This window comes from Bradyrhizobium sp. AUGA SZCCT0283 (assembly GCF_018130385.1).
Lineage (GTDB): Bacteria > Pseudomonadota > Alphaproteobacteria > Rhizobiales > Xanthobacteraceae > Bradyrhizobium.
In genome coordinates, this window is the sequence record NZ_JAFCLU010000025.1 from 67827 (window position 1) to 92135 (window position 24309).

The following is a 24309-nucleotide window of genomic DNA, read 5'->3' on the forward strand; positions in this document are numbered from 1 at the left end:
GGAAACAGTCGCGAGTACCACCATGGGGACGCTGTACGATTTGCTCGGGGCACTTCCGAGCGATGACGCCGAGGGCTTGCGGACTGCATTTCGCAAGGCCGCGAAGGCTACCCATCCCGATATCAATCCCGACAATCCCGATGCTGCCCTGAGATTCAGGGAGCTTGTGCGCGCCTATGACATCCTGTCCGATGCCGAGCAGCGCACGACCTACGATCAACTGCTCGCCATTGCGCTCCAGCCTCCGGCCACGAAGGCGACCCGCACCTACGAGAACATGCGCAAGGTCGCCTCCAACACGATGGCGGCAACGGTCATTTCGGCGGTGCTGGTGGGCGGCTACACCCTGTTCGGACTGTTTTCAAAACCACCCGGAGCGGCGGAAATGGTGACCGACAGAACCGCCGGCGGCACGCTGGAGGTTGCCGCGCTGCAGCCCGAGGCTCCGGCGCGGGACGAACCGCGCGTCCAGCGCGAGGGAGAGGCTACAACCGGCGCAGCAGTCACGATGGCCGCCGCAGCACCCGCAGCGAAGGAAGCCGGCGCCGCGCCAATCGGCCGTTTCGAGCCTGTCCCCGGCTTCGCCACCTACAATCTGGGGGTCCAGTATTATCCGCGCTTTGCTGCCGCCTATTTCGATCGCGGTGTCGTGCTGTACCGGATAGGCGATTTCGATCGTCCGCTCGCCGACATCGCTTCGGCCAAGCGCCCGACGGATTTGAAGCGGACCAAAACCGCGACGCCTGTGCCGCGCAAGCCCTTGATGATCGTGCCCCCCGTGCCGGAAAGGCGTGAACCGCTCACCGCGGCCTTGACGAACTGATCGCGCGCGAAGTCACGCTGTCCATCAAGACTGACCTTCCTTTGGCTTCTTCGGCCGCGGCGGTCCCTCGACCGGCGGCAACGACTTCACATATTCCGCGATGGCGGCGCGATCCTCCGGCGGCAATTGCGACGTGTTCCTGATCACGCGCACCATCGATCCGCCGGCGGTGTCACCGTCAGGCGTTTGCCCGGTTTCGAGGAAGTAGGCGATGTCCTTCGCGCTCCACTCGGCCAGTCTCTTCTGAGTGATGTTGGGCACCCAGCCCTCGCCCTCCGGATTGGGCCCGCCTGCGAAGCGTTGCGCCTCGACGATGCCGCCGAGGAAGTTGCGCGGGCTGTGGCACTCGGCGCAATGGCCTGGACCGTTGACGAGATAAGCGCCGCGATTCCAAGACGCCGAATGTGAAGCGTCCGCCGTGTAGGGCTTGCCGTCCATGAACAGCCATTTCCAGATGCCGACATTGCGGCGGACATTGAATGGAAACGGCACGTCGTGGTCGCGCGGCTTGCCGGCCACCGGCGCAAGCGTCTTCAGGTAGGCGAAGAGGTCGCGGATGTCCTCGACCGTCGCATGCTGGTAGGACGCATATGGAAAGGCCGGGAAATAATGCACGCCGTCCGGCGAAGTCCCCTTGAGCACCGCCGTCACGAAATCCGCTTCGCTCCACCGGCCAATACCGTAAGTGGGATCGGACGAGATGTTGGGAACGTAAAACGTCCCGAACGGCGACGGCATTGCAAGCCCACCGCCCAGCTTCAGCCGATCGGGCTGGTTGGGAACGGCATGGCAGGAGGAACAGCCGGCGGCATTGAACGTTGTGATGCCGTTGGCGAGGTTCGGCGTGTAAGCGGCAAGCGAAGCCGGGCCCACGACCGCCGGGGCCGTCAGCCACCAGAAGATGCCGGCGCCGGCGGCGCCAGCCAAAATCAAACCAAGGAGAATTCGTCGCAGCATTCACCGATCCGTCGTCACGCGTCTAAATTCAATGACCAGTATGAACGCACTTTGCGCCACAGGCTTCCACGAAATTTCGAGCGTTCGCCGGCGTTTCGGGAATAAATCCGGAAAATCGTTGTTTTGAGGCTGACGCGGCCGTTTGACGTCAACAGGGAGAAACACCATGTCGAACAAGACCATGCTTGCCACGCTTGCTATGGCGGTTGCTTTTGCCGGGCCCGCCTTCGCTGACAAGATGAAGGCGACGCTCGACGGCAAGGCCGAGGTGCCGCCCAACACCAGCGCGGCCAAGGGCACCGCCGACCTCGACTACGATGCCGCCAGCAAGAAGCTGAGTTGGAAATTGAGCTATTCCGGCCTGTCCGGCCCCGCCACCGCCGCGCATTTCCACGGTCCCGCCGAAGCCGGCAAGAATGCCGGCGTCGCGGTCGCCATCCCCAATGCGACGTCGAGCCCGGTCGAGGGCAGCGCGACGTTGACCGATGCGCAGGCCGCGGACCTTGTGGCCGGCAAGTACTACATCAACATTCACACCGCGGCCAATCCGGGCGGCGAAATCCGCGGTCAGGTGACCAAATAGATCCGCCGACTAACGGCCGGCAGAAAGAGGGCGGACGCTTCGCGCGCCCGCCCGCTTTCCTCGACTCGAATGATTAGCCGTTCTTGAGGCGGAACGTCTCGTGGCAGCCGCCGCATTCCTTGCCGATGGCAGGCACGTTAGCCTTCAGCGAATCGAGATCCTTGATCTTCGCCTTGGCTTCGGTCACGACCTTGGCGAAGCTCTCGATCTTGGCAGCGAAGCCTGCCTTGTCTTCCCAGATCTTCGGCGAAGCGCTGTAATCGCCCTCGGGCTTCAGACCCTTGGTGCTTTCCGGAAACATGGTCGGAAGCTTCTTGGCTGTATCGTCGAGAGCCTTGAGCGCCTCATTGACCGCGGCCTGGTCGAAGGGCTTCTCGCCCTTGACCATCGGGGTCAGCACGCCGCCGAGGGCCTTTCCGTTCGCCTTCATATCGGCCTGAGTCTGCTTGACCACATCCTGTTGCGCGATGCCTGCGCCAACGCTCAGCAGCAACGCTCCTACGACCACCAACATTCGCTTCATTCGCTTAGCCCCTTCTTAGCTCAAACGCGCGGGCCCGCGACCACCGCGAAGCCCGCCTGGTTTGCCAACACCGCACGCGGTATCATTCCGCGTGCGACAAAATATCAGAGATTATGCCGTTTCTGCGCCTCGCGGATCGCGATCCAGTTTTGAGGCCAGGGCATGATCCGGAAAAATGTGTAGCGGTTTTCCGAGAAGATCATGCTCAAAGTTAGAATGCGATCAGCCCTTCTTGATCCGGTATGTCTCGTGGCAGCCACCGCATTGCTTGCCGATGACAGCCAGTTCCGCCTTTAGCGTGTCGAGATTCTTGATCTTGCCTCTGGCATCGGCGACGACTTTGGCGAAGCTCTTGATTTGGGACTCGAAGCCGGCCTTGTCTTCCCAGATTTTCGGCGAGGGATCGTAATAACCCTCCAGCTTAAGACCTTTCATGCTCTCGGGGAACAGCGTCGGAAGGTTCTTGGCGGTGTCTTCGAACTGGGCCAGCGCGGCATTGACAGTCGACTGGTCGTAGGGCTTTTCGCCTTTGACCATCGCCGACAACGCGCCGGCATTCTTGCCATTGTCCTTCATCATGGCCTGGGTCCGCTTGACCTGATCCTGCTGTGCAACGACCGCACCGGCACCAAATGCAAGCACAGCTGCGACGACGACGATCCGCTTCATTGGCTAAAATCCCCCTTCAATTCGGGTTTGTACCGGCCCCAAAGGTGGCGCGGACCGGCTGTTTGTAAACACCGCAGGCGGCGCATCATTCCGCATGCGACAAAATATCAGAGATTATGCTGCTTCTGTGCCTCGCGGATCGCGATCCAGACCCGTTCGGCCGTGGCCGGCATGTCGATGTGATCGATCTTGTACTCGCGCCACAGGCCCTCGATGATCGCGTTGACCACCGCGGGACAGGAGCCGATCGCACCCGCCTCGCCCGCCCCCTTGACGCCGAGCGGATTGGTCGTGCACGGCACGTTGTGCGTTTCGAAATGGAATGACGGGCCGTCGGAGGCCCGTGGCAACGCGTAGTCCATGAAGGTGCCGGTGACGAGCTGGCCGTCGGTTGCGCTGTAGACCGCCTGCTCCATCAAGGCCTGGCCGATCCCTTGCATCGCCCCGCCATGCACCTGGCCGGCCAGCAGCAGCGGATTGAGCGTCACGCCGAAATCGTCGACGATGACATAGTTGACGATCTTGATGATGCCGGTGGCGGGATCGATCTCGACTTCGGCGAGATGCGTGCCGTTCGGGTAGGTGCCATCGGCCTGCGCGAAGGTCGCACTCGCATTCAGTTTCGAGGGATCGACACCCGGGCGTTTTGCGAGGTCGGCGAAGCTGATCGAACGGTCGGTGCCGGCGATGCGCACGACGCCATTGCTGATCTCGAGGTCGCCGGCGCTGGTCTCCAGCGCCTCGGCCGCGATCTCCTTCAGCTTGGCCCCGAGAGCGCGGGTCGCGCGCTCGACGCTGACGCCGCCGGTCGGGATCGACGCCGAGCCGCCGGTGCCGAGACCGGTGGCGATCTTGTCGGTGTCGCCCTGCAGGACGTGGACGCGCTCCGGCGGCACACCGAACTGCTCGGCGACGAGTTGCGCGTAAGCCGTCTGGTGGCCCTGCCCGCTCGACTGGGTGCCGATCAGGATAGAGATGTCGCCATTGGGATCGAGCGCGACATTGGCGGTCTCCTCGCCCATCGTGCCGCAGACCTCGACATAGCAGGCCATGCCGATGCCGCGCACCAGGCCTTGCTTCTTCGCCGCCTTGGCGCGTTTGGAAAATTCCTTCCAGTTGGCGACTTCCATCGCGCGCTTCATATGCGCGGTGAAGTCGCCGGAATCGTAGACCTTTCCGGTCGCCGTCTTGTAGGGCATCGCCCTCGGCGGAATGAAATTCTTGCGCCGGATCGCGTCCGGCGTCATGCCGAGCTTACGTGCCGCCGCATCGACCAGACGCTCGACCACATACGCAGCCTCAGGCCGCCCGGCGCCGCGATAGGCATCCACCGGCACGGTGTTGGTGAAGACGGTGCGGACGCGGCAGTGGAAGGCCTGGATGTCGTAGAGCCCGGGCAGCATGCCGGCGCCGCCATGCGGGATATAGGGCCCGAAGGTCGAGAGATAGGCGCCCATGTCGCCCATCAGGTCGACGTCCATGCCTAAGAACTTGCCGTCCTCGGCCAGCGCCATCTTGGCGGTCGTGGCGTTGTCGCGGCCCTGCGCGTCACCCATGAAGTGATCGGAACGGTCAGCGGTCCATTTGATGGTCTTGCGCAGCTTGCGCGCCGCCACCGAAATCAGCGCGTACTCGCGATACGGAAACAGTTTTGTGCCGAAGCCGCCACCGACGTCGGGACAGATGATCCGCATCTTCTCCATCGGCATCTTCAGCACCATGCCGCACAGGATTTCGCGCAGGCGATGGCTGCCCTGGCTGCCGATCGTCAGCGTCAGGTGATCACGCTTGGCGTCGTATTCGGCGACGGCTGCGCGCGTTTCCATGAAGTTGGTGATGACGCGCGGGTTGACGATCGATACTTCGGCGACCGCATGCGCCTTGGCAAAGGCAGCCTCAACCGCCTTCTTGTCGCCGACCGGCACGTCGAACAGCACGTTGCCGGGCTTGTCGGGCCAGACCTGCGGCGCGCCCTGCTTGACGGCGTTGACGACGCCGACCACCGAAGGAAGCGGCGTCCATTTGACGTCGATCGCCTCGATCGCGTCGCGCGCCTGGTCGATGGTATCGGCGACCACGAAGGCCACGGCGTCGCCGACATGGCGCACCTCGTCCCTGGCGAGGATCGGGTATGGCGGGCCGGTGAAGGGATCGGTTTCCAGGTTGAACAGGCAAGGCAGATCGCCGAGATCGCCGACCTCGGCCGCGGTCAGAATCAGCGACACGCCCGGCATCCCGCGGGCCTTGGTGACGTTGATGGTGAATTTCGCGTGCGCATGCGGCGAGCGCAGCATCAGCGCGTGCATCGCGGGCTGTGGCGAATGGTCGTCGGTATAGCGGCCCTTGCCGCGAATGAGCGCGTCGTCTTCCTTGCGGAGAACGCTTTGACCGACGCCGAATTTGATGGGAGCTGCCATCGTATCTCCAATTGTCCTGGAGCACGATGACGCCTCTTCGAACCGTCATCCGCCCCATCTTTTTGTTTGAGCATGGCCCTTTCGGAAAACCGGTACCCACTTTTCCGGGTCATGCTCTAGAAGCGTTCCATATTGCAGCGGTTCGCGCGTCAGCGCAAACCGCTTTCGCCCGAATAGCCACAGCACCGGCGCAACGGACTCGCCGCGCACCACAACCCTTTTCGCGCTTGCACACACAAAACAAGCCCCGGGCGATGCCGGGGCTTTGATTTGACGGGAGGAAGATAACGCCGAAATCAATACTTCGCGATCACCGGGCCGCCGAAGGCGTAGTTGAGGCCGACGCGCAGGACGTGGTCGCGGAAGCGCGTATCCACGTTCGCGCTGATCAGGCTGCCCGGCGCGAGCGTGAAGGTCCCGGCCCGGAAGCTGTCGAATTCCATGTAGAGATATTCGAGCTTGGCGCTCCAGTTGTTGGTGATCTTGCCTTCGACACCGGCGCCAACCGTCCAACCAAAGCGAACGTCGCTGCTTGAACCGACCGAAGCAACCGCAACACCGTTGGGGTTGAAGCCGGCGAGCGCGCCGGTGGTCTTGAACGAGCCATAGGCCAGACCGCCCGTGCCGTAGAACAGAACTCTAGGGGTCGCAAGCACGCCGACGCGGCCGCGCACGGTGCCGAACCATTCGAGGTGCGTATCAACGGCAAGGCTCGTTCCGGTGGCGCCAGGGGGCAGGAACGTCAGGCCGGGAAGGCACGGACCGCCGATGAGCGTCGCGGCGCAGCTAAAGACTCCGCGTCCCTTCTCGTCCGACCACTGCGCGTCAGCCTCCAGACCGAACACCCAGTTGCTGCTCTGCCAATTGTAACCGATCTGACCACCGGCAATGGCGCCGTTCATGTCGTAGCCGGCGCCGAGGATCGAGCCGGCGGGAGGCACGATCGGCACCCCGGTGAGCGTGTTGAAATAGGAAACGTCGGAATTGCCGCGGCCCCAGCTATAGCCGACGTTGCCGCCGATATAGAAGCCGGTCCAGTTCCAGACCTCGACCATGGCGGGCGGCGCTTTGGTGTAGCGCGGAGCCATGTCCGCTGCGGATGCTATCGAAGTCACAGCCACAATAGCCAGTGCCGAAGCCGCGATTGCCTTAAAAGCGCGCATGGGAGCCCCTCTCTGAAAAACCGTTAATTGAATCTGGGATCAACTTAACGCGGAGTCGTCCTCCAATCATGCGCGGATCGGCCGCAAGTGGCGTTTTTTGGGCAGTTGTTGCAAAAATGCCCGAATACAGCCATAAGCCGCAGATTCAAAAACTTCCTTTATTTACAATAACTTATGATTTCCGGTCACGCACCAGCGAGAATATCCACCCCCTGCCAAACAGCAGCAGGATCGCAACCCCGTACACAAAGGCCCCGGCCGCGACCAGCAGCAGCAACGCGGTCTCGTCCCGGAAGGTGTGCATTTGCGCGAAATAGACGCTGGCGAATCGCGCGGTGGCCCAAAGTGCGGCGGCGAGCAGGACACCGGCCGCCGTGAACTTGGCGAGCGACGTGATCCAGGCGCGGTCGAGTTCGAGGTAACCTGCCCGCACCGCGAAGAAGAGCACTAGCAACAGGTTGACCCAGGCCCCGACGGCAGTGGCGAGCGCCAGGCCGATTTGCGCCAGCGCACCCATTAACGCGACCTTCAGCGCCACGTTGACTGCAACGCCGGTCAGCGCCGCCTTGACCGGCGTCGCGGTGTCCTGACGGGCGTAGAAGGTCGCCACCGCGCTGCGGATGGTCACGAACGGAATGAGTCCGATCGCGTAAGCCGCCAGCGTGGCGCCCGCGGCAACGGCATCCGCCTTCGAGAACGCGCCGCGCGCAAACATCGCGCGCATGATGACGTCAGGCACGGTCAGGAAGGCCGCGACGAACGGCACCGAAAACAACAGCGAGAATTCGAACGCCCGCCGCTGCGCGGCCGATGCACCGGTGACATCGTTCGCGGTGAGGCGCCGCGACATTTCCGGCAACAGCACGGTGCCGATCGCGATCCCGATCACGCCGATCGGCAACTGGTTGAGACGGTCGGCGTAATACAGCGCCGAAAGCGCGCCTGCCGGCAGAAAGGTCGCGATGATGGTGTCGGCGAACAACGCGATCTGCGTTCCCATCGAGCCGATGGTCGCGGGGCCCAGCGCCCGAAAGAACGCGCGCACGTCTTCGTCGAACTTGACGGAAGCGAATTTCGGCAGGATGCCGGACTTTGCCGCGTCACCCGCCAGCAGCAGGAATTCAAGGATGCCGGCGAGCAGAACGCCCCACGCGGCGGCGTAGCCCGCGCCCGGAAAGAACGCGGCGAGCGCCAGCGTCGCCATCATCGACAAATTGAGAAAGATCGGCGCGGCGGCAGCACTTGCGAAGCGATGCATCACGTTGAGCATGCCGCCGTACAGCGTCACCAGCGTGATCAGCAGCAAATACGGAAACGTGATCCGCGTCAGTGAAATCGCCAACTCGCCGCGCGCCGGGTCGTCCTTGAACCCCGGCGCAAGGACGGCGATCACCTCCGGCATGAACACCCAGGCCACGACGAGCAGAATCACCTGGGCGGCAAACAGCAGCGTGAAGATGCGGTCGGCGAACACCCGTGCGGATGCTTCGCCCTTGCCGTGCAGATGCGCATAGGCCGGCACGAAGGCGGCGTTGAAGGCGCCCTCGGCGAAGATCGCGCGAAAATGATTGGGCAGCCGCAGCGCCACGAAGAACGCATCCGCCACAGGTCCCGCGCCGAGAATGGCGGCGAGCATGATGTCGCGCGCGAATCCGGTCAGCCGCGAGAGCAGCGTGTAACCGCCGACGGTAAAAATGCGTCCGAGCATGCGCCGCTTCTAGCGCATATTCGCGAGACGGGGAAATCAGGCAGTCAGCGGTTTAGGCATGATCTTGTCCGAAAACCGAAGGCCATTTTGCGCTAACCCGGCCCTTCGGGTCGAGATCATGCAGAAAGCGCGCCGCGCACCGCCTCGATGACGCGATCCTGCACCGGCTCGTCAAGATAGGCGTGAATCGGCAGGCTGATGACATCGTCCGAGAGCTTTTCGCTCACCGGCAGCCCGCCATCCGCCACCGGGAAACCCTTGTACGCGGTCTGCTGATGCATCGATTTCGCATAATAGACCATCGTCGGAATACCCTGCGCCTTCAGCGCTGCGGCGAAACCGTCGCGGGCGACCCCCTTGGGCAGTCGGATGGTGTACTGCGCCCAGACCGAGGTGCATCCGGAAGCCAATTGCGGCACCGTCACGACGTTGCCGAGGCCGCGCCCATAGCGCTCCGCAACGCGGTTGCGGGCCGCGATCTCGTCCTCGAAAATCTTCAACTTCTCGATCAGGACCGCCGCCTGCATGGTATCGAGGCGTCCGGTCAGGCCAAGGCGCACATTGTCGTATTTGTCGGAGCCCTGGCCGTGAACGCGGATGCTGCGCAGCGTCTCGGCAAGCTTGTCATCATCGGTAAAGATGGCGCCACCATCGCCGAAGCAGCCGAGCGGCTTGGTGGGGAAGAAGCTGGTCGCGGTCGCCAGTCCCAAAGAGCCGATCCGGCGGCCCTTGTAGCTCGCGCCAAAACCCTGGGCTGCGTCATCGAGCACGAACAGGCCCTCGGCCTGCGCGACCTCGGCGATCGCATCGTGGTCGGCGCTCTGGCCGAACAGGTCGACCGGGATCACGGCCCGGGGCTTCAGGCCGCGCTGCTTCGCCGTCGCGATGCCGCGCCGGAGCGAACCGGCATCCATGTTGAAGGTTGCTGCATCGACATCGACGAATACCGGCGTCGCGCCCGTCAGCGCCACGGCTTCGCCGGTCGCGCAGAACGTGAACGATGGACACAGGACGGCGTCCCCCGGGCCGACTTCCCTGGCCATCAACACCATCAGGAGCGCGTCGGTGCCGCTCGCGCAGCTCACGACATACTTGGCGCCGCAGAAATCCGCCAACGCCTTCTCCAGCACGGCGACTTCCGGACCATTGATGAAGAGGCAATGGCTCATCACACGCGCGATCGCCTCATCAATCGATGTGCCGAGCCGCCGGCGCTGCGAGCCGAGGTCATAGAAGGGAACGGGTTCTGGACGCATGTGCTGGTTCATGGAGCCTTGCTAGGATCGGAATTGAGAGTTCAGCCGGCGACGCGGCGCGGTCCCTTGCGCGCGGCGGAGGCCGCGGGCTTGGCGGGCTGCTCGAGGCAGCGGATCGCGATTTCGAGACTGGCGACGCCCTCGTCGCCGGAAACCGCCGGCACATTGCCGGTGCGGACGGCATCGAGGAATGCGATCAGTTCGGCGCGCAGCGGTTCGTCATGGCCGACCGGCAGATGCCGCATCGAATAGCTGCCGTCGGGCTTGAAGCCGAAGCATTCGGTCACCTGGCGCGTCAGGAGATCGCCCATCACATATTTGCCGCGGGTCGCGACCGTGACGCTGCGCGCCTTGAACGGCGTCAGCCAGTTGGTGTTGATGTGGGCGAGCACGCCCGAGGCGGTGCGGAACTGCAGCAGCGCGATATCTTCGCGCTCGGCGACCGCGCTGGAAAGCTGCGGCTGCACCTCGACGATATCGGATTCGGTGAACCAGCGGATCAGGTCGATATCATGCACGGCCAGATCGATCACCACGCCGACATTGGACATCCGCGGCGGAAACGGCCCGACGCGGGTGATGCCGATCGAAAGAATATCCTCGCCCGAGATCGCCTGCTTGATCGCGGCGACCGCCGGATTGAAGCGCTCGACATGGCCGACCATCAGCGTCACGCCGGCGCTGCGCGCCGCGTTGACGATGTCCTGCCCCTCCTCGACCGTCGTGGCGACCGGTTTCTCGACCAGGATGTGGATGTTGCGCGTGATGCAGGCGAGCGCAATCTCGTGATGGAGATGGGTCGGCGCCGCGATGGTGATGGCGTCGACGCCTTCGTCGAACAGCTCCTCAAGATCGGCGAACGCGCGGCAGCCGGCGAGCGCGGTGGCGCGCGCGCGGTGTTCCGGCAACGGATCGACGATGCCGATCAGCGTCACCCCGGGCAGACCGGCCAGCACGCGGGCATGGTTGCTGCCCATCACGCCCGCGCCGACCACGCCGACGCGCAAGCCGCGTTTTGCATCGGTCTTCGCGTCAGATGCGGACCCTTTGGTACTCATGATTTGTCGACCCCAAGCAGATTCTGCGCCGGTAACTTCCCCGGCGGTTCTCTAGCACGCCGTCACAGATGTGGCGAACTCGATCGACCGTTTTTGGACACGTTTTGATTCAAAGAATTACAGCCGCCGGCCCGGTGAAACCACCGCTCGTTCAACTGCGCTGGTAGTCGTCCTCGATGCGGATGATGTCGTCCTCGCCGAAATAGCTGCCGGTCTGGACTTCGATCAGTTCGAGCTGGATCTTGCCGGGATTCTCCAGCCGGTGCACCGCCCCGATCGGGATGTAGACCGATTCGTTCTCGTGCACGGTCTTGACCAGTTCGTTGACGGTCACCTGCGCTGTTCCGCGCACCACGATCCAGTGCTCGGCGCGGTGGTGGTGCTTCTGCAGCGAGAGCCGCCCGCCCGGCTTGACGATGATGCGCTTGACCTGGTGACGGTCGCCATTGTCGACCGACTGATAGGATCCCCAGGGCCGGTGCACCCTGATGTGATCCTCGGTCACCTGCGGCGCCACCGCCTTCAGCTTCGCGACCAGCCGCTTCAGCCCGTTGGCGTCCTGTTGCCTGGAGACCAGCACGGCGTCCTGGGTCGCGACCACCACGAGGTCGTCGACGCCTTCGAGCGCAACCAGCGCGCGGTCGGTCGATACGTTGCAATTGCGGGAATCCTCGAACACCGCCGCACCCCGCGCCGCGTTGCCGTCGCCATCCTTGCTGGACAATTCCCACACCGCATGCCAGGAGCCGACATCGGACCAGCCGCATGCGACCGGCACGACCGCGGCGCGCGCGGTCTTTTCCATGACAGCATAATCGATCGAGATCGACTTCGCCGATCCGAACGCGGCCTCGTCGAGCTTGACGAATCCGAGGTCGGTGCCCGCCTTCGTCACCGCATCGGTCACGGCCCGGACGCTGTCCGCATCGACCTTGCGATATTCGTCCGTCAGTACGGCGGCGCGGAACATGAAGTTGCCGCTGTTCCAGAGATAGCCGGCCTCGACATAACCCGCGGCCGTTACCGGATCCGGCTTTTCGACAAACTTCGCGACCGCGCGGACCTTGCCGGAAATAACCTCGCCGGGATTGATGTAGCCATATTCTGTGGCGGCGCGTTCGGGCTGCACGCCGAAGGTCACGATGTGCCCGGCTTCGGCCGCGGTCAGTCCCTCGCGGCAGGCGGCGAGGAAGGCGGGCGTGTCGCGAACCACGTGGTCGGCGGCGAGCGCCAGCACGATCGCATCCTTGTCGCGCGCCTCTGCGAAGGCGGCGCCGGCCGCGATCGCGGGCCCCGAATCGCGCCGCATCGGCTCGAGCAGCACGTCGGCCTCCAGCCCGATTTCGGCCAGTTGCTCGAGCACCATGAAGCGATAGGCATTGTTGGTGATGATGACGGGCCGTTCGAACAGTGTCGCATCGGAAACCCGCAGCAGCGTGTCCTGGAACGTCGAGCGCGCCCCGAACAGGGACAGGAACTGCTTGGGGTGAACCTCGCGCGAGGCCGGCCACAGCCGCGTTCCCGCACCGCCGCACATGATCAGGGGGATAATTCGTCGGTTCATCGGCATCTCAAATCCTGTAGTGGTCACGATACCAGGCGACAAAATCGGCAAGCCCGTCCTCGATCGAGGTCTGCGGCTTGAAGCCGGTGTCGCGCATCAATTCGGCGACATCGGCAAAGGTTTCGGTCACGTCTCCGGGCTGCATCGGCAGCATCTCCTTGACCGCCGCGCGGCCCAATTCCCGCTCCAGAACCGCTACCACATGGGTCAGTTCTTCCGGATGATTATTGCCGACATTGTAAATTCGTGCCGGCGCCCCGGCGCCCTCGCCGCCGTCGCGCGGAGCCCGGTCGACCAGCTGCAGCACGACGCGCGTCACATCGTCGATATGGGTAAAGTCGCGCCGCATCCTGCCATGGTTAAAGAGTCGGATCGGAGTCCCTTCCACGATCGCTTTGGTAAACAGGAAAATCGCCATATCGGGCCGTCCCCACGGCCCATAGATGGTAAAGAACCGCAAGCCCGTCACCGGAAGCCGGTAGAGATGGCTGTAGGAATGCGCGATCAGCTCATTGGCCTTCTTTGTGGCGGCGTAGAGGCTGACCGGATGATCGGTTTTGTCGTCCACCGAAAACGGTAGTTTCGTATTGGCGCCATAGACCGACGACGAGGATGCATAGACCAGATGGCCGCATCCGTGATGCCGGCAACCTTCCAGCACATTGACGAAGCCTTCGAGATTGGCGTCGACATAGGCGTGCGGGTGATCGATCGAATGACGCACGCCGGCCTGTGCCGCGAGATGCACCACCTTGGCAAAGCGGTGTCCGGCGAACAGGCGTTCCATTGACGCGCGGTCGGCGAGATCGATCTGCTCGAACGCAAAGCCCTGCTCCCCGCGCAGGATGTCCAGCCGCGCCGCCTTCAGCGCCGGATCGTAATAATCGTTGAGATTGTCGAGACCGACCACGGCGCGGCCTTCGGCGAGCAGTCGGCGAGCGACATGGAAGCCGATGAAACCCGCAGCTCCGGTGACCAATATGGGTTGATCCGGCATCGTATCCCTGGAAGGCACCGCTCACGGCTGAAATCTCTGTCCGGACCTCTTTACCTGCGTTGCCGAGGCCGCCGCAACACCTAGCAGGCCCGCTATTGCCAGATCGGCCCGAAAACCATACCAAGGCGCCGAATTGCATCGCTTTTTGCACCCCCTTCTCAAACCCGGCACGGGCGAGATGCGCCGAATCCTGCTTTCGACGTTGAAGATACTGGTCTCGGCGGCGCTCCTCTATTTCTCGCTGCGCAAGGTCGACCTTGCCGAATTGGTCGCCCGCATCGACGTTTCCAGCCTGGGCTGGATCGGCGCGGCGATTGCCGTGACGTTCCTGCAGATATTCATCGGCGTCCTGCGATGGCGCGAGATCAGCGCGGAGTGCGGCGCGCCGCTGCCGACCAGGCAGGCGATGCGCTTCAACGTGATCGGAACCTTCTTCAACCAGACGCTGCCCTCCTCGATCGGCGGCGACGCGGTGCGGCTGTGGCTGGTCGCGCGCAGCGGCCACGGCTGGCGGGCCGCGACCTATTCCATCTTCGTCGACCGCGCCATCGGCCTGATCGCGCTCGCGGTGGTCATCGTCGCGAGCCTGCCCTGGAGCTACCGCCTGATCACCGATCCGCACGGCAGGTCGGCGCTGCTGTTCGTCGATTTCGCAGCCCTTGCCGGCGGCCTCGGATTTCTTCTGCTCGGCCGGCTGCCGTGGCCGTGGCTGAAGCACTGGTGGGGCACCCATCACATCCACGCCTGTTCGGTGATCGCAAATCGCGTGCTGTTCGGCCGCGTTCACGGCCCGAAAGTCGCGGTGCTGTCGTTGCTGGTGCATGTGCTTGCGGTCGTCATCGCCTGGTGCGTGGTGCAATCGATCGCAGCCCCCGTGCTGTTCGGCCAGATCTTCCAGCTCGTTCCGCCCGTCATGCTGATCACCATGCTGCCGATCTCGATTGCCGGTTGGGGCGTCCGCGAGGCCACCATGGGGCTGGCGTTCGGTTATGCCGGCCTGATGGCCAACGAGGGCGTCAACATCTCGCTGCTCTATGGCGCGGTATCCTTCATGGTCGGCGCGGTCGGCGGGCTGGTCTGGATATTGAGCGCCGAGAAAGCCGCGCAGGGCACAGTGCCCATCGAGGTTCGCAAATAATCTTCGAGCAACTTTCCGCGCAGGTGTAATGGCCAGTTCACAACTACTGCTGTCGTTGGCCGCCGCAGTGCCGGCGGCGCTGTTGTCAGGCGTCCTGACATGGGCGGTCCGGCCGCTGCTGATGCGAATAGCGCTGGCAAGGCCGAATGCGCGCTCTTCCCATCGGGTTCCGACGCCGCAGGGCGCGGGCATCGCGGTGATCGCAGCCACGCTGATCGCGGCTGTCACGGTCACCGCATTTGCCGGCGCGGCGGAGATGAAAATTCCCGTCGCGGTATTCGGCGCGACGCTGTTCATCGCGGCCGTAGGCTTTGCCGATGACATCCATTCCATCCCGGTGGTGCCGCGGCTGCTGCTGCAGGGGCTCGCCGTCGCCGCGGCGATCCTTGCCACGCCCGAAAACTTGCGGATCGTTCCGGCCTGCCCGCTCTGGATCGAGCGCGGCTTGCTGTTCCTCGCAGGCCTGTGGTTTGTGAACCTCGTCAACTTCATGGACGGGCTGGACCTGATGACGGTCGCCGAGATCGTGCCCGTCACCGGCGCGCTCGTTCTGCTCGGCTGGCTCGCCGAACTTCCGGCGCCCGCGACGATCGCCGCCGCGGCGCTGTTCGGGGCCATGCTCGGCTTCGCTCCTTTCAACCGGCCGGTGGCGAAAATCTTTCTCGGCGACGTCGGCAGCCTACCGATTGGTCTGCTCGTTGGCTGGTGCCTGCTGCAGCTCGCCTGGCATCAGCACTTCGCAGCCGCCCTGCTGTTGCCGCTTTATTATCTGGCCGATGCAACTGTCACGCTGTTTCGGCGGATGGCAAGGCGCGAGCCGTTCTGGGCGGCGCATCGCACCCATTTCTACCAGCGCGCCACCGATAACGGCTTTCCGGTATGGCGCGTGGTGAGCGAGGTGTTCGCGCTCAACATCCTGCTCGCCGCATTGGCAATCGGCGCGGCCATGACCTCGTCGGCGGCCATCGCAATCCTGCTTTTCGTCATCGGCAGCATCGCCACCGCGCTCCTGATGCGCCGCTTCTCCTGCCGGCAATCATCGTCAGGCTAATCCGGCTTCTGTTGCGAAAGCTCGCGGATCAGGCTGCAATAGCCGGTCATGGCGGTCTCAAAATCGAATCGCCCTGCGATTTCGGCCGCGCGCTCGGCCCGCTGCGGGTCCTTGGCGCCGGCGGCGCGACTGACCGTTTTCGCCAGTTCGGCGGCGTTGCCGGGTTCGACGACCCAGCCGACATCGTGTTCGGTCACCGTCAACGCCGCCTCGGCGTCCGCTTCGGAAACCAAAATCACCGGGCGGCCGATCGCCAGCAGATTGTAGAACCGGCTGGGCACCGATACCCCGGCGACGTTCCTGCGGTAGGGAATGATCCAGACATCCGCGGCCGAAAGAAACGCCTCCAATTGATCGTCCTCGACGCGATCGACCAGGGTGACGTTCGGAAGCTTTGCCTCGGCCTGCATTTGCCGTAACTGGTCGAAACCGACACCCCAGCCCGACAGCACAAAGTGAATATCCCGGTCGTCCCGCAGCAGGCGCGCGGCCTCGAATACGATGACGGGATCGTGGGTAAAGCCGAGATTGCCGGACAGTCCGACGACGAAGCGGGCGGAAAGCGAACGGCGATACGGATTGTCAGGAGCAATCGCGCGAACGCCGGGCGCAAGCGTCGCCCAGTTCGGAATGAAGCGGATCTTGTCGCGGGTCACTCCGCCATAGCGCAACAACAGCTTTTCCGTGTCGCGGCCGATGATGACGACGGCGTCCAGCGCGCGAAACATCGGCGCGTTCAAGGCGCGCATCGCTTTCGCCACGATCGACCGCGGCTTCAACAGGCCAGCCATGACGAGAACATCGGGATAGAGATCGTGCATGATCAGCACCGGCTTCGCACCCTTCAGTTTCGCCGCGGCGGCGAACGCATAAGGCAGCATGAAGGGTGCGGGCACGGTGAGCGCGACGTCGCCGCGCCGCAGCTTCGCCAGCAGCGCCACGAACATCCGGATCGTGAACAGCAGTTCGGCCAAAGCGCGCTTGAGCAATGCGGCCTTGCCGGGCATCCAATTCCCTACTTCGACGATTTGGGGCTTGCTGCCGGCCGCTTTGGCGGCGGAGCCTGCCGTTCCCGACAGCACCAGGACTTCGGCTTCCTGCGCCACGCGTTCCGAAATCGCCGCCATGATAGCCGCCGTCGTACTCGGATCCGGCGGATAATGCTGGCTGACGACGACGACTTTTCCGGACTTCTGCATCATGGCTTTCGAGGCGGCCCGCACGGCCGGCGGACACCGAAAAAAGTTCAGGCGGCGTTCGATCCGAATTCGGGCACGGCATCCTTGAGCACCGCACGGATGGTGGAACGGTCATCCCGCGCAATCGCCTCCTCCAGCGCCGCGAGCCATTTGCGCAACGTCTGCATCGGCGGCTCGTTCGGCTTGGCCGCCATGATGCCGGCGACCCCGATCTCCACCGACGGCTCCTCGCTGGCGAACAGAATCTCGTTCAGCCGCTCGCCCGGCCGCATGCCGGTGAACACCACCTCGATATCGATGCCGGGTTCGAGGCCCGACAGGCGGATCATCCGCTCGGCAAGCTCCACGATCTTGACCGGCTGTCCCATGTTAAGGACGTAGACGGATACATCGGGCCGCGCCGGCGTCAGCGCGTGCGTGGCCGCAGTCAGCACGAGGTCGCAGGCTTCGCGGATGGTCATGAAGTACCGGACCATATCCGGATGCGTCACCGTGACCGGGCCGCCGGCCTCGATCTGCGCCTTGAATTTCGGCACCACCGATCCGTTGGAGGCCAGCACGTTGCCGAACCGCACCGAGATCAACCGCATGTGCGGCTTGCCTTCCGATTGCGTCATCAGGTCATGGTCGAGCGCCTGGCAATACATTTCGGCAAAGCGCTTGGTCAGGCCCAGCATGGAGACCGGCTCGATCGCCTTGTCGGTCGAGATCATCACCATCGCGGCTGCGCCCGCCGCCCGCGCGGCGTCGGCGACATTGACGGAACCGAAGATGTTGGTCTTGACGCCCTCGCTCCAGTCGCGCTCGAGGATCGGCACGTGCTTCAGGGCGGCGGCATGGAACACGATATCGGGCTGGAACTCCTTCATCAGGCTCATGATCCGGTCCCGATCGCGGATATCGGCGATTCGGCCCTCGATCGCCGCATTGGCCGCGCGCGCCGTCAGCGCCTCCGTCACCGCGTAGAGCGCCGGTTCCGAATGTTCGATCACCAGCAACCGCGCGGCGCCGAAAGTCGCGACGCGGTCGCAAATCTCCGAGCCGATCGAACCGCCGCCGCCGGTGACGATCACCGCCTTGCCCTTCACCAGCGCCTCGAGCCGCGCGTAATCGATCTTCTCGCTCGGCCGCAGCAGCAGGTCTTCGACAGCGACATTGGTCAGCCTCGGCACGTCGCCGCTTTCGAGCGACGGCAGGCGGCTGACGAACAGGCCAAGCCGCTTGGCCCGCATCAAGACCGCTTCGGGATGCGCCTCGGGTTCGAACGCCGACGGGGTCATGACGACCCGCGAAATCGGCTTTCCGCGTCCGGCATAGTCGCGCACCACGTCCTCGACATCGTCGATCCCGCCGAGCACGGGCACGTTGCGGATCGACTGGCCGCGGTCCGCGGCCGACGGCGACAGCACGCCGACCGGCCAGAGCTGCTTGACTGCGCCGCTCTCGATCGCGCGCAACAACACCTCCGCGTCGGCGGCGCGGCCGATCAGCAGGGTCGACGACGCCCCTTCGGTCCGGGCATGGCGGAGAACGCGCGAATAGCGGAAATAGCGATAGCCGAAACGGAGCGCGCTCAGCGCGAACACCTGAAGAAACCAGTAGAGCACGATGGTGATACGGCCGAACAGCACCGGCGCCCTGCCGCTCGATGCTCCGAAAATGAAGGCATAGTCCAGCACGATGAGCGCGACCGTCAGAATGGACGCCACGCGCATGATGTTCAGCGCATCCGGCAATGAAATGAAACGCCATTTTGTCGTCGTCAGGTTGAAGACGTAGCAGATCACGACGCTGAAGACGACGAAGAGGGGCAGAATGCGCAGCAATAGCGGCAGGCGGGCATAGAAGGCCTCGCCTCCCTCGAAGCGCAGATAGAAGCTTGCGAGCAGCGCAAACGCGGTCGCCAGCGCATCATGCGCTGCGATCAGGTAATTGCGACGGGTCAGTTGCGAAACAGGCGTCATTCCAAAGGGCCGGCTGCGGAAACGATGGGGATTCGCAAGGCGCGTCCCTGGCCCGCTGATATCTTATCTCTGGCGTGCATGCCAGCGATCATGGCCGGGCTGTTCCGGAAGATTCCGCAGCCCCTGACCTGGCACGCAGCACCATGCCGCCAGCAACACCGACGCCCAGCACATACATCCAGCCTTCGTGAAAGTCGAACAGGTGCGAGTTGAACAGCGAACTGAACATGTTCTGCAGCACCACCATCAGCCCGATCCAGGCCGCCAGCCCCTCGCCGCGAAACAGCGAGAAATGCGAAAACCACATGGCGTACAGGATCACGACCCCGATCGTGCCCCACTGGACCGCGACATTGAGGGTCTGGTTATGCGGGTTCCCGATCACCTGCGCCTGCGCCAGCACCGCAGGCCCGGTCGCCGCCGCCTCGAACAGCCCCCGCGTCGATCCCGTACCGTGGCCGATGACGGGCGCCTCGGCAAAGAACCGCAACGACTTCTCCCAGAATTCGAGCCGCAGCCCGATCGATGTCGGCTGATTGAATTCCTTGTAGATCCGGTAATCCCGCGTGAATTTATCCGTCGTTGCCTGCAGTTGAGGCGATACCGTCCAGGCCAACGCGCCGAATGCCGCGGCGGCAACGAACAGCATGACGTTGGTTCGCCATTTCAGGTGCGCCATCGCGAACACGGCGAGCATCACCGGCAGCGTCACCAGTGCCGTGCGCGACACGACGACGAACACCATGTTGACGACAAAATTCGCCGCGACGAGCGTCAGCAACAGCGCTTGCCGGACTTTCCCTTCTCGCAGCAGCGTGATGATGGGGAAGGCAAGCACGACCGTGCACAACAAAAATTCCTGGCTCTGGTCGATATAATTCTTGACGAAGATGCCGTGCCCCGTCGACCCGTCGGGAGCCTTCAGTGAGAGGCTGGGATCAATCGCAACCATCCAGGACGCGACCGTCAGCAGCGTGCAGGACGCCAGGAACGCGATGAATATCCACATGCCGCGCGTCGAACGCTCGAAATGATGGAACAGGAACGGCAATACGAGCAGCTTCGTCACGGGACTCAAGGCATAAGTGCGCGCGTTCCAAGGTGCGTCCGACCATAGGGTTCCCATTGCGGCCAGTGCCACGAGTGCAATCGGAAGCACACAGATCGGCCGCTTCAACGAATGCAGGAACGGCCGCAATTCCAGCGTGGCGGCAAGGGCGGCAAGCCAGAGCACCATGCCGATGCTGACGCCGCTGGTCGACCACGGCAACAGGACCGCAACCAGGACGGCGATGAGATCGACGTTCCGTATCCGCGCCACCGGATCGTGCCGGGCGGAGAGCACCGACGAAACCATCGAGCCGAGCACGCCCATCGTGTTGCGCAGGCGGTCCGCCGCCATCATCGCGGTATCACCGGAGCCGCAGGCAGCCCGCGTTGCCTGGCCGCGAGCGTCATGCCGCCGGCAACCCCAACGCCCAGCACGTACATCCACCCCTCATGAAAATCGAACAGGTGCGAGTTGAACAGCGAGGTGAACATGTTCTGCACCACGACAAGCAATCCGATCCAGGCGACGAGACCCTCGCCGCGAAACAGCAGCAGATGCACCAGCCACATCGCGTACAACAGGACGACCCCGACGATACCCCATTGCACCGCAATGTTCAACGTCTGGTTGTGTGGATTACTGATAATATCGCCCTTGGAATTCTCGGCGTACCCGTTCGCTGCCCGCTCGAAGAGCCCGCGCAGAGAGCCCGTCCCGTGGCCGATGACCGGCGCCTCCGAAATGAACCGCAGGGATTTTTGCCAGAACTCGAGCCGAAGCCCGATCGATGTCACGGAATTTTCTGTCTTGTAGAGCTGATAATCTCTGACAATTCTCTTGGGCCCCCAGCGCAGGTCGGTCGTGGTGAACCAAAGTACGCCCACGAGGGCGATCATCACGCCAATAATGATCAGGCTGGTGCGCCGCCTCAGGTGCAGCAGCGCAAACACCGCCAGCATGATAGGCATCGTAACGATGGCGGTCCGGGAGACGACGATGAACACCATGTTTGCGATGAACCAGAGCGAGACTGCACCCAGCACCAATGCCTGCCGCACCTTGTTCGCCCGCAGCAGACTGATGATCGGATAGATCAGCGCGATCGCACAGAGCGCAAACTCCTGACTCTGATCGATGTAATTTTTGACAAAGATGCCGCGATACGCATCTTCACCCGGTTTGAGCGAGAGGCTGGGATCAATCGCGACCAACCAGGACACGAGATTGAGCAGCGCGCAGGACACCAGGAATGCGACGAAGACCCACATCCCGCGCGACGACCGTTGAAAATGATAGAACAGCCCCGGCAGCACCAGCAGCTTGAGGGTGGGACCAATGGCGTGAAGCCGCGCGCTCCACGCCGCGTCCGACCAGAGCGTGCCGATAAGAGCCAGGCCGACCAGCGCGAATGGCAAATAGCAGATCGGCTGTGTCAGCAATCGCCCGTAGGCCCGCCAGTCCATCACCCACGCCACGGCGCCGAGCCAGCACGGCACGAAGACCGCCACCAGTGACGTCGACCAGGGCAGCGCGAGCGCGGCCAGAATTGCAAAGACGTCCGAAATCGTGGTCCACAGCGCCCGGTCTCGCCAGTACCGCCGCACCAGGGACATCGGCGGAAGAGCCGTCACAGCGGTCACACTTTTCCTCCCCGCGCGCGGCCGACCAGCGACGTCGTGCTGTGGCCCGGCAGAATGTCCACAAGCAGGACCTCGCCGCCGGCAGCCTCGACGATCTCATGGCCAACGACCTGTTCGCGGGTGTAGTCGCCGCCCTTGACCAGCACGCTCGGCCTCACTTTCGCGATCAGGTCGATCGGCGTGTCCTCCTCGAAGATCGCGACGAGATCGACCGCCTCCAGCGCCGCCAGCACTTCGGCGCGCGCGCTTTCGTCCTGAACCGGGCGTCCCTCGCCCTTCAACCGCTTCACCGAGGCGTCACTGTTGAGACCGACGATCAGCCGGTCACAGGCGCGGCGCGCGGCCGTCAGCACCTTGACGTGGCCGGGATGCAGGAAGTCGAAGCAGCCATTGGTGAAGCCGATGCGCAGCCCCTGCCGGCGCCAGTCCGAAAGATGCGCATCGAGATCGCCGCCAGCAGGCACGATCTTCTCTTCGGCCGCCAGCGACGCATGCGGCAGAATCTTCCGCCGCAGCTCGGCCGGCGTCACGGTAGCGGTGCCCTTCTTGCCGACCGCGACTGCGGCTGCCGCATTCGCCATCCGCAGCGCCGTCTCCCAGTCGGCCCCGGCCGCCAGCGTCAGCGCCAGCACGGCGGCGACCGTGTCGCCCGCGCCAGAGACGTCGCGCACCTTGACCGGCAACGCCGGCACGTGGATCGCCTCGGCGCCGCGCGCCACCAGCGTCATGCCGTATTCGCTCTGCGTCACCAGCATCGCCTCGCAATCGGCGAGAACCATCGCGTCCTGCGCCGCGGCGGCAATGTTCAGGTCGGTATCGGCGCGGCTGCGGGTGGCTTCGGCAAATTCCTTGCGGTTGGGCGTCAGCAGCGTGGCGCCGCGATAGATCGCGAAACTGGCGCTCTTGGGATCGACGATGACGCGCTTGCCGAGCTTCTTGGCGGCGTCGATGATGTTGCGGATGACGCGCGCCGTCAGCACGCCCTTGGCATAGTCGGACAGCAGCACGATATCGGCGCGCGGCACGAGCGGCAGGATCGCATCGATCAGCTTTTGCTCGATCTCGGCCGAGGCCGGCACGGCCTGCTCCCAATCCGCGCGCAGCATGTGGGTGGAGAAATGCTCGGAGACGAAGCGCACCTTGCGCGTCGTCGGGCGGGAGGAATCCGAGACCAGTACCGCCTCGATCAGGTTCTCCCGCGCCAGATCGGCCTTCAGCTTCGCGCCCGCCTCGTCCTCGCCGACCAGGCCTGCAAAGATGCAGCGCGCGCCGAGAGCGGCGATGTTGCGCGCGACGTTGCCGGCGCCGCCGACATTGGTCTCGCTGCGCTGGACCGCGATGACGGGAGCCGGCGCTTCCGGCGAAATGCGCGACACCTCGCCATAGACGAATTCGTCGAGCATGAGGTCGCCGACGCAGAGCACGGTCTGCCGTGGGATCGCCTGGCTCAGGGCTTCAAAATCGAACATCTGTCTACCTGGTGCCCATCAGCGAAAGCGATCGGTGCGATCGAGAAAACCCTTCACGTAACGCTCGACCGCGTCTTCCAGCGCGGTGAAGCCGCCATTATATCCGGCGCGCAACAGCCGATCGACTTCGCTCTGGGTGAAGTATTGATAGCTGCCGCGGATCGCTTCGGGCATGTCGATATACTGGATGTTCGGCGTGGCGCCGAGCGCCGCATAGGCCGACAGCATCAGGTCGCGAAAGCTGCGCGCGGTGCCGGTGCCGACGTTGAAGATGCCGCTGACGCCGGGCGCCGAGAGCAGCCACATCATCACGCGCACAACATCGTCGACATAGATGAAGTCGCGCCGCTGGTCACCGTCGGCGATGCCTTCCCGATGGGACTTGAATAATTGCACGGGGCGCCCGGCCTTGACGTCGTCGAAGCGCCGCGCCAGCACGCTCATCATCGTGCCCTTGTGATATTCGTTGGGGCCGAACACGTTGAAGAACTTCAGCCCCGCCCATTGCGGCGGCAGCCGTTCACCGCGCGCGGCGCGTTCGGCCACCGCCATGTCGAACAGATGCTTGCTCCAACCGTAGAGGTTCATCGGCCGCAGCTTCTTCAAGGCGTCCATGGATTGGTCGTCGGCAAAGCCGGCGCTGCCGTCGCCATAGGTCGCGGCCGAGGACGCGTAGATCAGCGGCGTGGCGTTCGCCGTGCACCAGTCCAGGAGCCGCATCGACAACCGGAAATTGGTCTCGATCACCAGATCGCCGTCGGTCGCCGTGGTCTCGGAAATGGCGCCGAGATGAATGACGGCCTCCAGCCGGCGGCCCTTCAGCCAGTCCATCAGTTCCGAAGGCGGCACAAAGTCAGCGAGCCGGCGCTTGGCCAGATTGCGCCATTTGCCGTCGTGGCCGAGCACGTCGCACACGGCCACGTCCCGGCCGGCGTCATTCAACGCAGCCACGACGTTCGACCCGATAAAACCGGCGCCCCCGGTCACCAGCAACATGCCATCCCCTGCCATGATTGTTCGGCAAAGCTTTGCCCCACTCCCGCGCGGCAGGCAACTCAAAGCGTTTTCAAGCGAAGTGT

The 24309-nt window shown here is 63.8% G+C and carries 20 protein-coding genes; 4 read left to right on the forward strand and 16 right to left on the reverse strand.

Annotated elements, in window-relative coordinates; all coding sequences use genetic code 11:
* Window positions 1–22 precede the first annotated feature (22 nt).
* Window positions 23–823: a J domain-containing protein gene (locus JQ624_RS28235; protein WP_212422176.1), complete on the forward strand. Its 801-nt coding sequence runs from the start codon at window positions 23–25 to the stop codon at window positions 821–823.
* A 24-nt stretch (window positions 824–847) separates the two neighbouring features.
* Here JQ624_RS28235 and JQ624_RS28240 read toward each other — a convergent pair whose 3' ends face one another.
* Window positions 848–1780 (reverse strand): cytochrome c, encoded by a 933-nt coding sequence (locus JQ624_RS28240; protein ID WP_212422177.1) that lies wholly within the window; start codon window positions 1778–1780, stop codon window positions 848–850.
* Window positions 1781–1946: 166 nt separating this feature from the next.
* On the opposite strand from JQ624_RS28240, the gene JQ624_RS28245 reads away from it, so the two are divergent.
* A complete protein-coding gene (locus tag JQ624_RS28245; protein WP_212422178.1) occupies window positions 1947–2363 on the forward strand; it encodes a CHRD domain-containing protein in 417 nt (138 codons plus the stop codon).
* Window positions 2364–2436: 73 nt separating this feature from the next.
* Here JQ624_RS28245 and JQ624_RS28250 read toward each other — a convergent pair whose 3' ends face one another.
* The 9 genes from JQ624_RS28250 to JQ624_RS28290 all read right to left on the reverse strand — a co-directional run bounded on the left by JQ624_RS28250 (window position 2437) and on the right by JQ624_RS28290 (window position 13718).
* Entirely contained in the window at window positions 2437–2886 is a 450-nt protein-coding gene (locus tag JQ624_RS28250) for a cytochrome c (RefSeq protein ID WP_212422179.1), read from the reverse strand.
* A 222-nt stretch (window positions 2887–3108) separates the two neighbouring features.
* Window positions 3109–3555 carry a cytochrome c gene (locus tag JQ624_RS28255; protein WP_212422180.1) on the reverse strand — a complete coding sequence of 149 codons (447 nt, stop codon included), beginning with the start codon at window positions 3553–3555 and terminating at the stop codon, window positions 3109–3111.
* 107 nt (window positions 3556–3662) lie between these two features.
* The gene (locus JQ624_RS28260) at window positions 3663–5972 is read right to left on the reverse strand and encodes a xanthine dehydrogenase family protein molybdopterin-binding subunit (RefSeq protein WP_212422181.1); all 2310 of its coding nucleotides are present in this window, start codon (window positions 5970–5972) and stop codon (window positions 3663–3665) included.
* 296 nt (window positions 5973–6268) lie between these two features.
* Window positions 6269–7135 carry an outer membrane protein gene (locus JQ624_RS28265; RefSeq protein WP_212422182.1) on the reverse strand — a complete coding sequence of 289 codons (867 nt, stop codon included), beginning with the start codon at window positions 7133–7135 and terminating at the stop codon, window positions 6269–6271.
* Window positions 7136–7307: 172 nt separating this feature from the next.
* Entirely contained in the window at window positions 7308–8843 is a 1536-nt protein-coding gene (murJ, locus tag JQ624_RS28270; RefSeq protein WP_212422183.1) for a murein biosynthesis integral membrane protein MurJ, read from the reverse strand.
* A gap of 116 nt (window positions 8844–8959) precedes the next feature.
* On the reverse strand, window positions 8960–10111 hold the full coding sequence (locus JQ624_RS28275) for a DegT/DnrJ/EryC1/StrS aminotransferase family protein (RefSeq protein WP_212422184.1): 1152 nt from the start codon (window positions 10109–10111) through the stop codon (window positions 8960–8962).
* A gap of 29 nt (window positions 10112–10140) precedes the next feature.
* Window positions 10141–11157 (reverse strand): Gfo/Idh/MocA family protein, encoded by a 1017-nt coding sequence (locus JQ624_RS28280; RefSeq protein WP_212422185.1) that lies wholly within the window; start codon window positions 11155–11157, stop codon window positions 10141–10143.
* A 151-nt stretch (window positions 11158–11308) separates the two neighbouring features.
* On the reverse strand, window positions 11309–12721 hold the full coding sequence (locus JQ624_RS28285) for a mannose-1-phosphate guanylyltransferase/mannose-6-phosphate isomerase (RefSeq protein ID WP_212422186.1): 1413 nt from the start codon (window positions 12719–12721) through the stop codon (window positions 11309–11311).
* 7 nt (window positions 12722–12728) lie between these two features.
* Window positions 12729–13718, reverse strand: coding sequence for an NAD-dependent epimerase (locus tag JQ624_RS28290; protein ID WP_212422187.1), 990 nt, complete (start codon window positions 13716–13718; stop codon window positions 12729–12731).
* Window positions 13719–13896: 178 nt separating this feature from the next.
* Between JQ624_RS28290 and JQ624_RS28295 the strand changes: the two genes are divergently transcribed.
* Both JQ624_RS28295 and JQ624_RS28300 read left to right on the forward strand, forming a co-directional pair.
* Window positions 13897–14856, forward strand: coding sequence for a lysylphosphatidylglycerol synthase transmembrane domain-containing protein (locus tag JQ624_RS28295; protein ID WP_212422188.1), 960 nt, complete (start codon window positions 13897–13899; stop codon window positions 14854–14856).
* Window positions 14857–14884: 28 nt separating this feature from the next.
* Complete coding sequence (locus JQ624_RS28300; RefSeq protein WP_212422189.1) at window positions 14885–15907, forward strand: glycosyltransferase family 4 protein; 1023 nt, start codon at window positions 14885–14887, stop codon at window positions 15905–15907.
* Here JQ624_RS28300 and JQ624_RS28305 read toward each other — a convergent pair.
* The 6 genes from JQ624_RS28305 to rfaD form a co-directional block, all read right to left on the reverse strand.
* A complete protein-coding gene (locus tag JQ624_RS28305; RefSeq protein WP_212422190.1) occupies window positions 15904–17106 on the reverse strand; it encodes a glycosyltransferase family 4 protein in 1203 nt (400 codons plus the stop codon). The genes JQ624_RS28300 and JQ624_RS28305 overlap by 4 nt on opposite strands.
* A 47-nt stretch (window positions 17107–17153) precedes the next feature.
* Window positions 17154–19070: an SDR family NAD(P)-dependent oxidoreductase gene (locus JQ624_RS28310; protein WP_212422191.1), complete on the reverse strand. Its 1917-nt coding sequence runs from the start codon at window positions 19068–19070 to the stop codon at window positions 17154–17156.
* A gap of 88 nt (window positions 19071–19158) precedes the next feature.
* Window positions 19159–20445 carry an O-antigen ligase family protein gene (locus tag JQ624_RS28315; RefSeq protein WP_212422212.1) on the reverse strand — a complete coding sequence of 429 codons (1287 nt, stop codon included), beginning with the start codon at window positions 20443–20445 and terminating at the stop codon, window positions 19159–19161.
* A 26-nt stretch (window positions 20446–20471) separates the two neighbouring features.
* Window positions 20472–21761, reverse strand: coding sequence for an O-antigen ligase family protein (locus JQ624_RS28320; RefSeq protein WP_212422192.1), 1290 nt, complete (start codon window positions 21759–21761; stop codon window positions 20472–20474).
* Complete coding sequence (gene rfaE1, locus JQ624_RS28325) at window positions 21758–23230, reverse strand: D-glycero-beta-D-manno-heptose-7-phosphate kinase (RefSeq protein ID WP_212422193.1); 1473 nt, start codon at window positions 23228–23230, stop codon at window positions 21758–21760. The genes JQ624_RS28320 and rfaE1 overlap by 4 nt, the downstream gene beginning before the upstream one ends.
* 18 nt (window positions 23231–23248) lie before the next feature.
* On the reverse strand, window positions 23249–24226 hold the full coding sequence (rfaD, locus tag JQ624_RS28330) for an ADP-glyceromanno-heptose 6-epimerase (protein WP_212422194.1): 978 nt from the start codon (window positions 24224–24226) through the stop codon (window positions 23249–23251).
* Between the last annotated feature and the right edge of the window lie 83 nt (window positions 24227–24309).

Excerpts from the sequence above, each read along its gene's own strand:
- JQ624_RS28235 (WP_212422176.1), top strand. The coding sequence starts at position 23 with ATGGGGACGCTGTACGATTTGCTCGGGGCACTTCCGAGCGATGACGCC.
- JQ624_RS28240 (WP_212422177.1), bottom strand. The coding sequence starts at position 1,780 with ATGCTGCGACGAATTCTCCTTGGTTTGATTTTGGCTGGCGCCGCCGGC.
- JQ624_RS28245 (WP_212422178.1), top strand. The coding sequence starts at position 1,947 with ATGTCGAACAAGACCATGCTTGCCACGCTTGCTATGGCGGTTGCTTTT.
- JQ624_RS28250 (WP_212422179.1), bottom strand. The coding sequence starts at position 2,886 with ATGAAGCGAATGTTGGTGGTCGTAGGAGCGTTGCTGCTGAGCGTTGGC.
- JQ624_RS28255 (WP_212422180.1), bottom strand. The coding sequence starts at position 3,555 with ATGAAGCGGATCGTCGTCGTCGCAGCTGTGCTTGCATTTGGTGCCGGT.
- JQ624_RS28260 (WP_212422181.1), bottom strand. The coding sequence starts at position 5,972 with ATGGCAGCTCCCATCAAATTCGGCGTCGGTCAAAGCGTTCTCCGCAAG.
- JQ624_RS28265 (WP_212422182.1), bottom strand. The coding sequence starts at position 7,135 with ATGCGCGCTTTTAAGGCAATCGCGGCTTCGGCACTGGCTATTGTGGCT.
- murJ (WP_212422183.1), bottom strand. The coding sequence starts at position 8,843 with ATGCTCGGACGCATTTTTACCGTCGGCGGTTACACGCTGCTCTCGCGG.
- JQ624_RS28275 (WP_212422184.1), bottom strand. The coding sequence starts at position 10,111 with ATGAACCAGCACATGCGTCCAGAACCCGTTCCCTTCTATGACCTCGGC.
- JQ624_RS28280 (WP_212422185.1), bottom strand. The coding sequence starts at position 11,157 with ATGAGTACCAAAGGGTCCGCATCTGACGCGAAGACCGATGCAAAACGC.
- JQ624_RS28285 (WP_212422186.1), bottom strand. The coding sequence starts at position 12,721 with ATGAACCGACGAATTATCCCCCTGATCATGTGCGGCGGTGCGGGAACG.
- JQ624_RS28290 (WP_212422187.1), bottom strand. The coding sequence starts at position 13,718 with ATGCCGGATCAACCCATATTGGTCACCGGAGCTGCGGGTTTCATCGGC.
- JQ624_RS28295 (WP_212422188.1), top strand. The coding sequence starts at position 13,897 with ATGCGCCGAATCCTGCTTTCGACGTTGAAGATACTGGTCTCGGCGGCG.
- JQ624_RS28300 (WP_212422189.1), top strand. The coding sequence starts at position 14,885 with ATGGCCAGTTCACAACTACTGCTGTCGTTGGCCGCCGCAGTGCCGGCG.
- JQ624_RS28305 (WP_212422190.1), bottom strand. The coding sequence starts at position 17,106 with ATGCAGAAGTCCGGAAAAGTCGTCGTCGTCAGCCAGCATTATCCGCCG.
- JQ624_RS28310 (WP_212422191.1), bottom strand. The coding sequence starts at position 19,070 with ATGACGCCTGTTTCGCAACTGACCCGTCGCAATTACCTGATCGCAGCG.
- JQ624_RS28315 (WP_212422212.1), bottom strand. The coding sequence starts at position 20,445 with ATGGGCGTGCTCGGCTCGATGGTTTCGTCGGTGCTCTCCGCCCGGCAC.
- rfaE1 (WP_212422193.1), bottom strand. The coding sequence starts at position 23,230 with ATGTTCGATTTTGAAGCCCTGAGCCAGGCGATCCCACGGCAGACCGTG.
- rfaD (WP_212422194.1), bottom strand. The coding sequence starts at position 24,226 with ATGTTGCTGGTGACCGGGGGCGCCGGTTTTATCGGGTCGAACGTCGTG.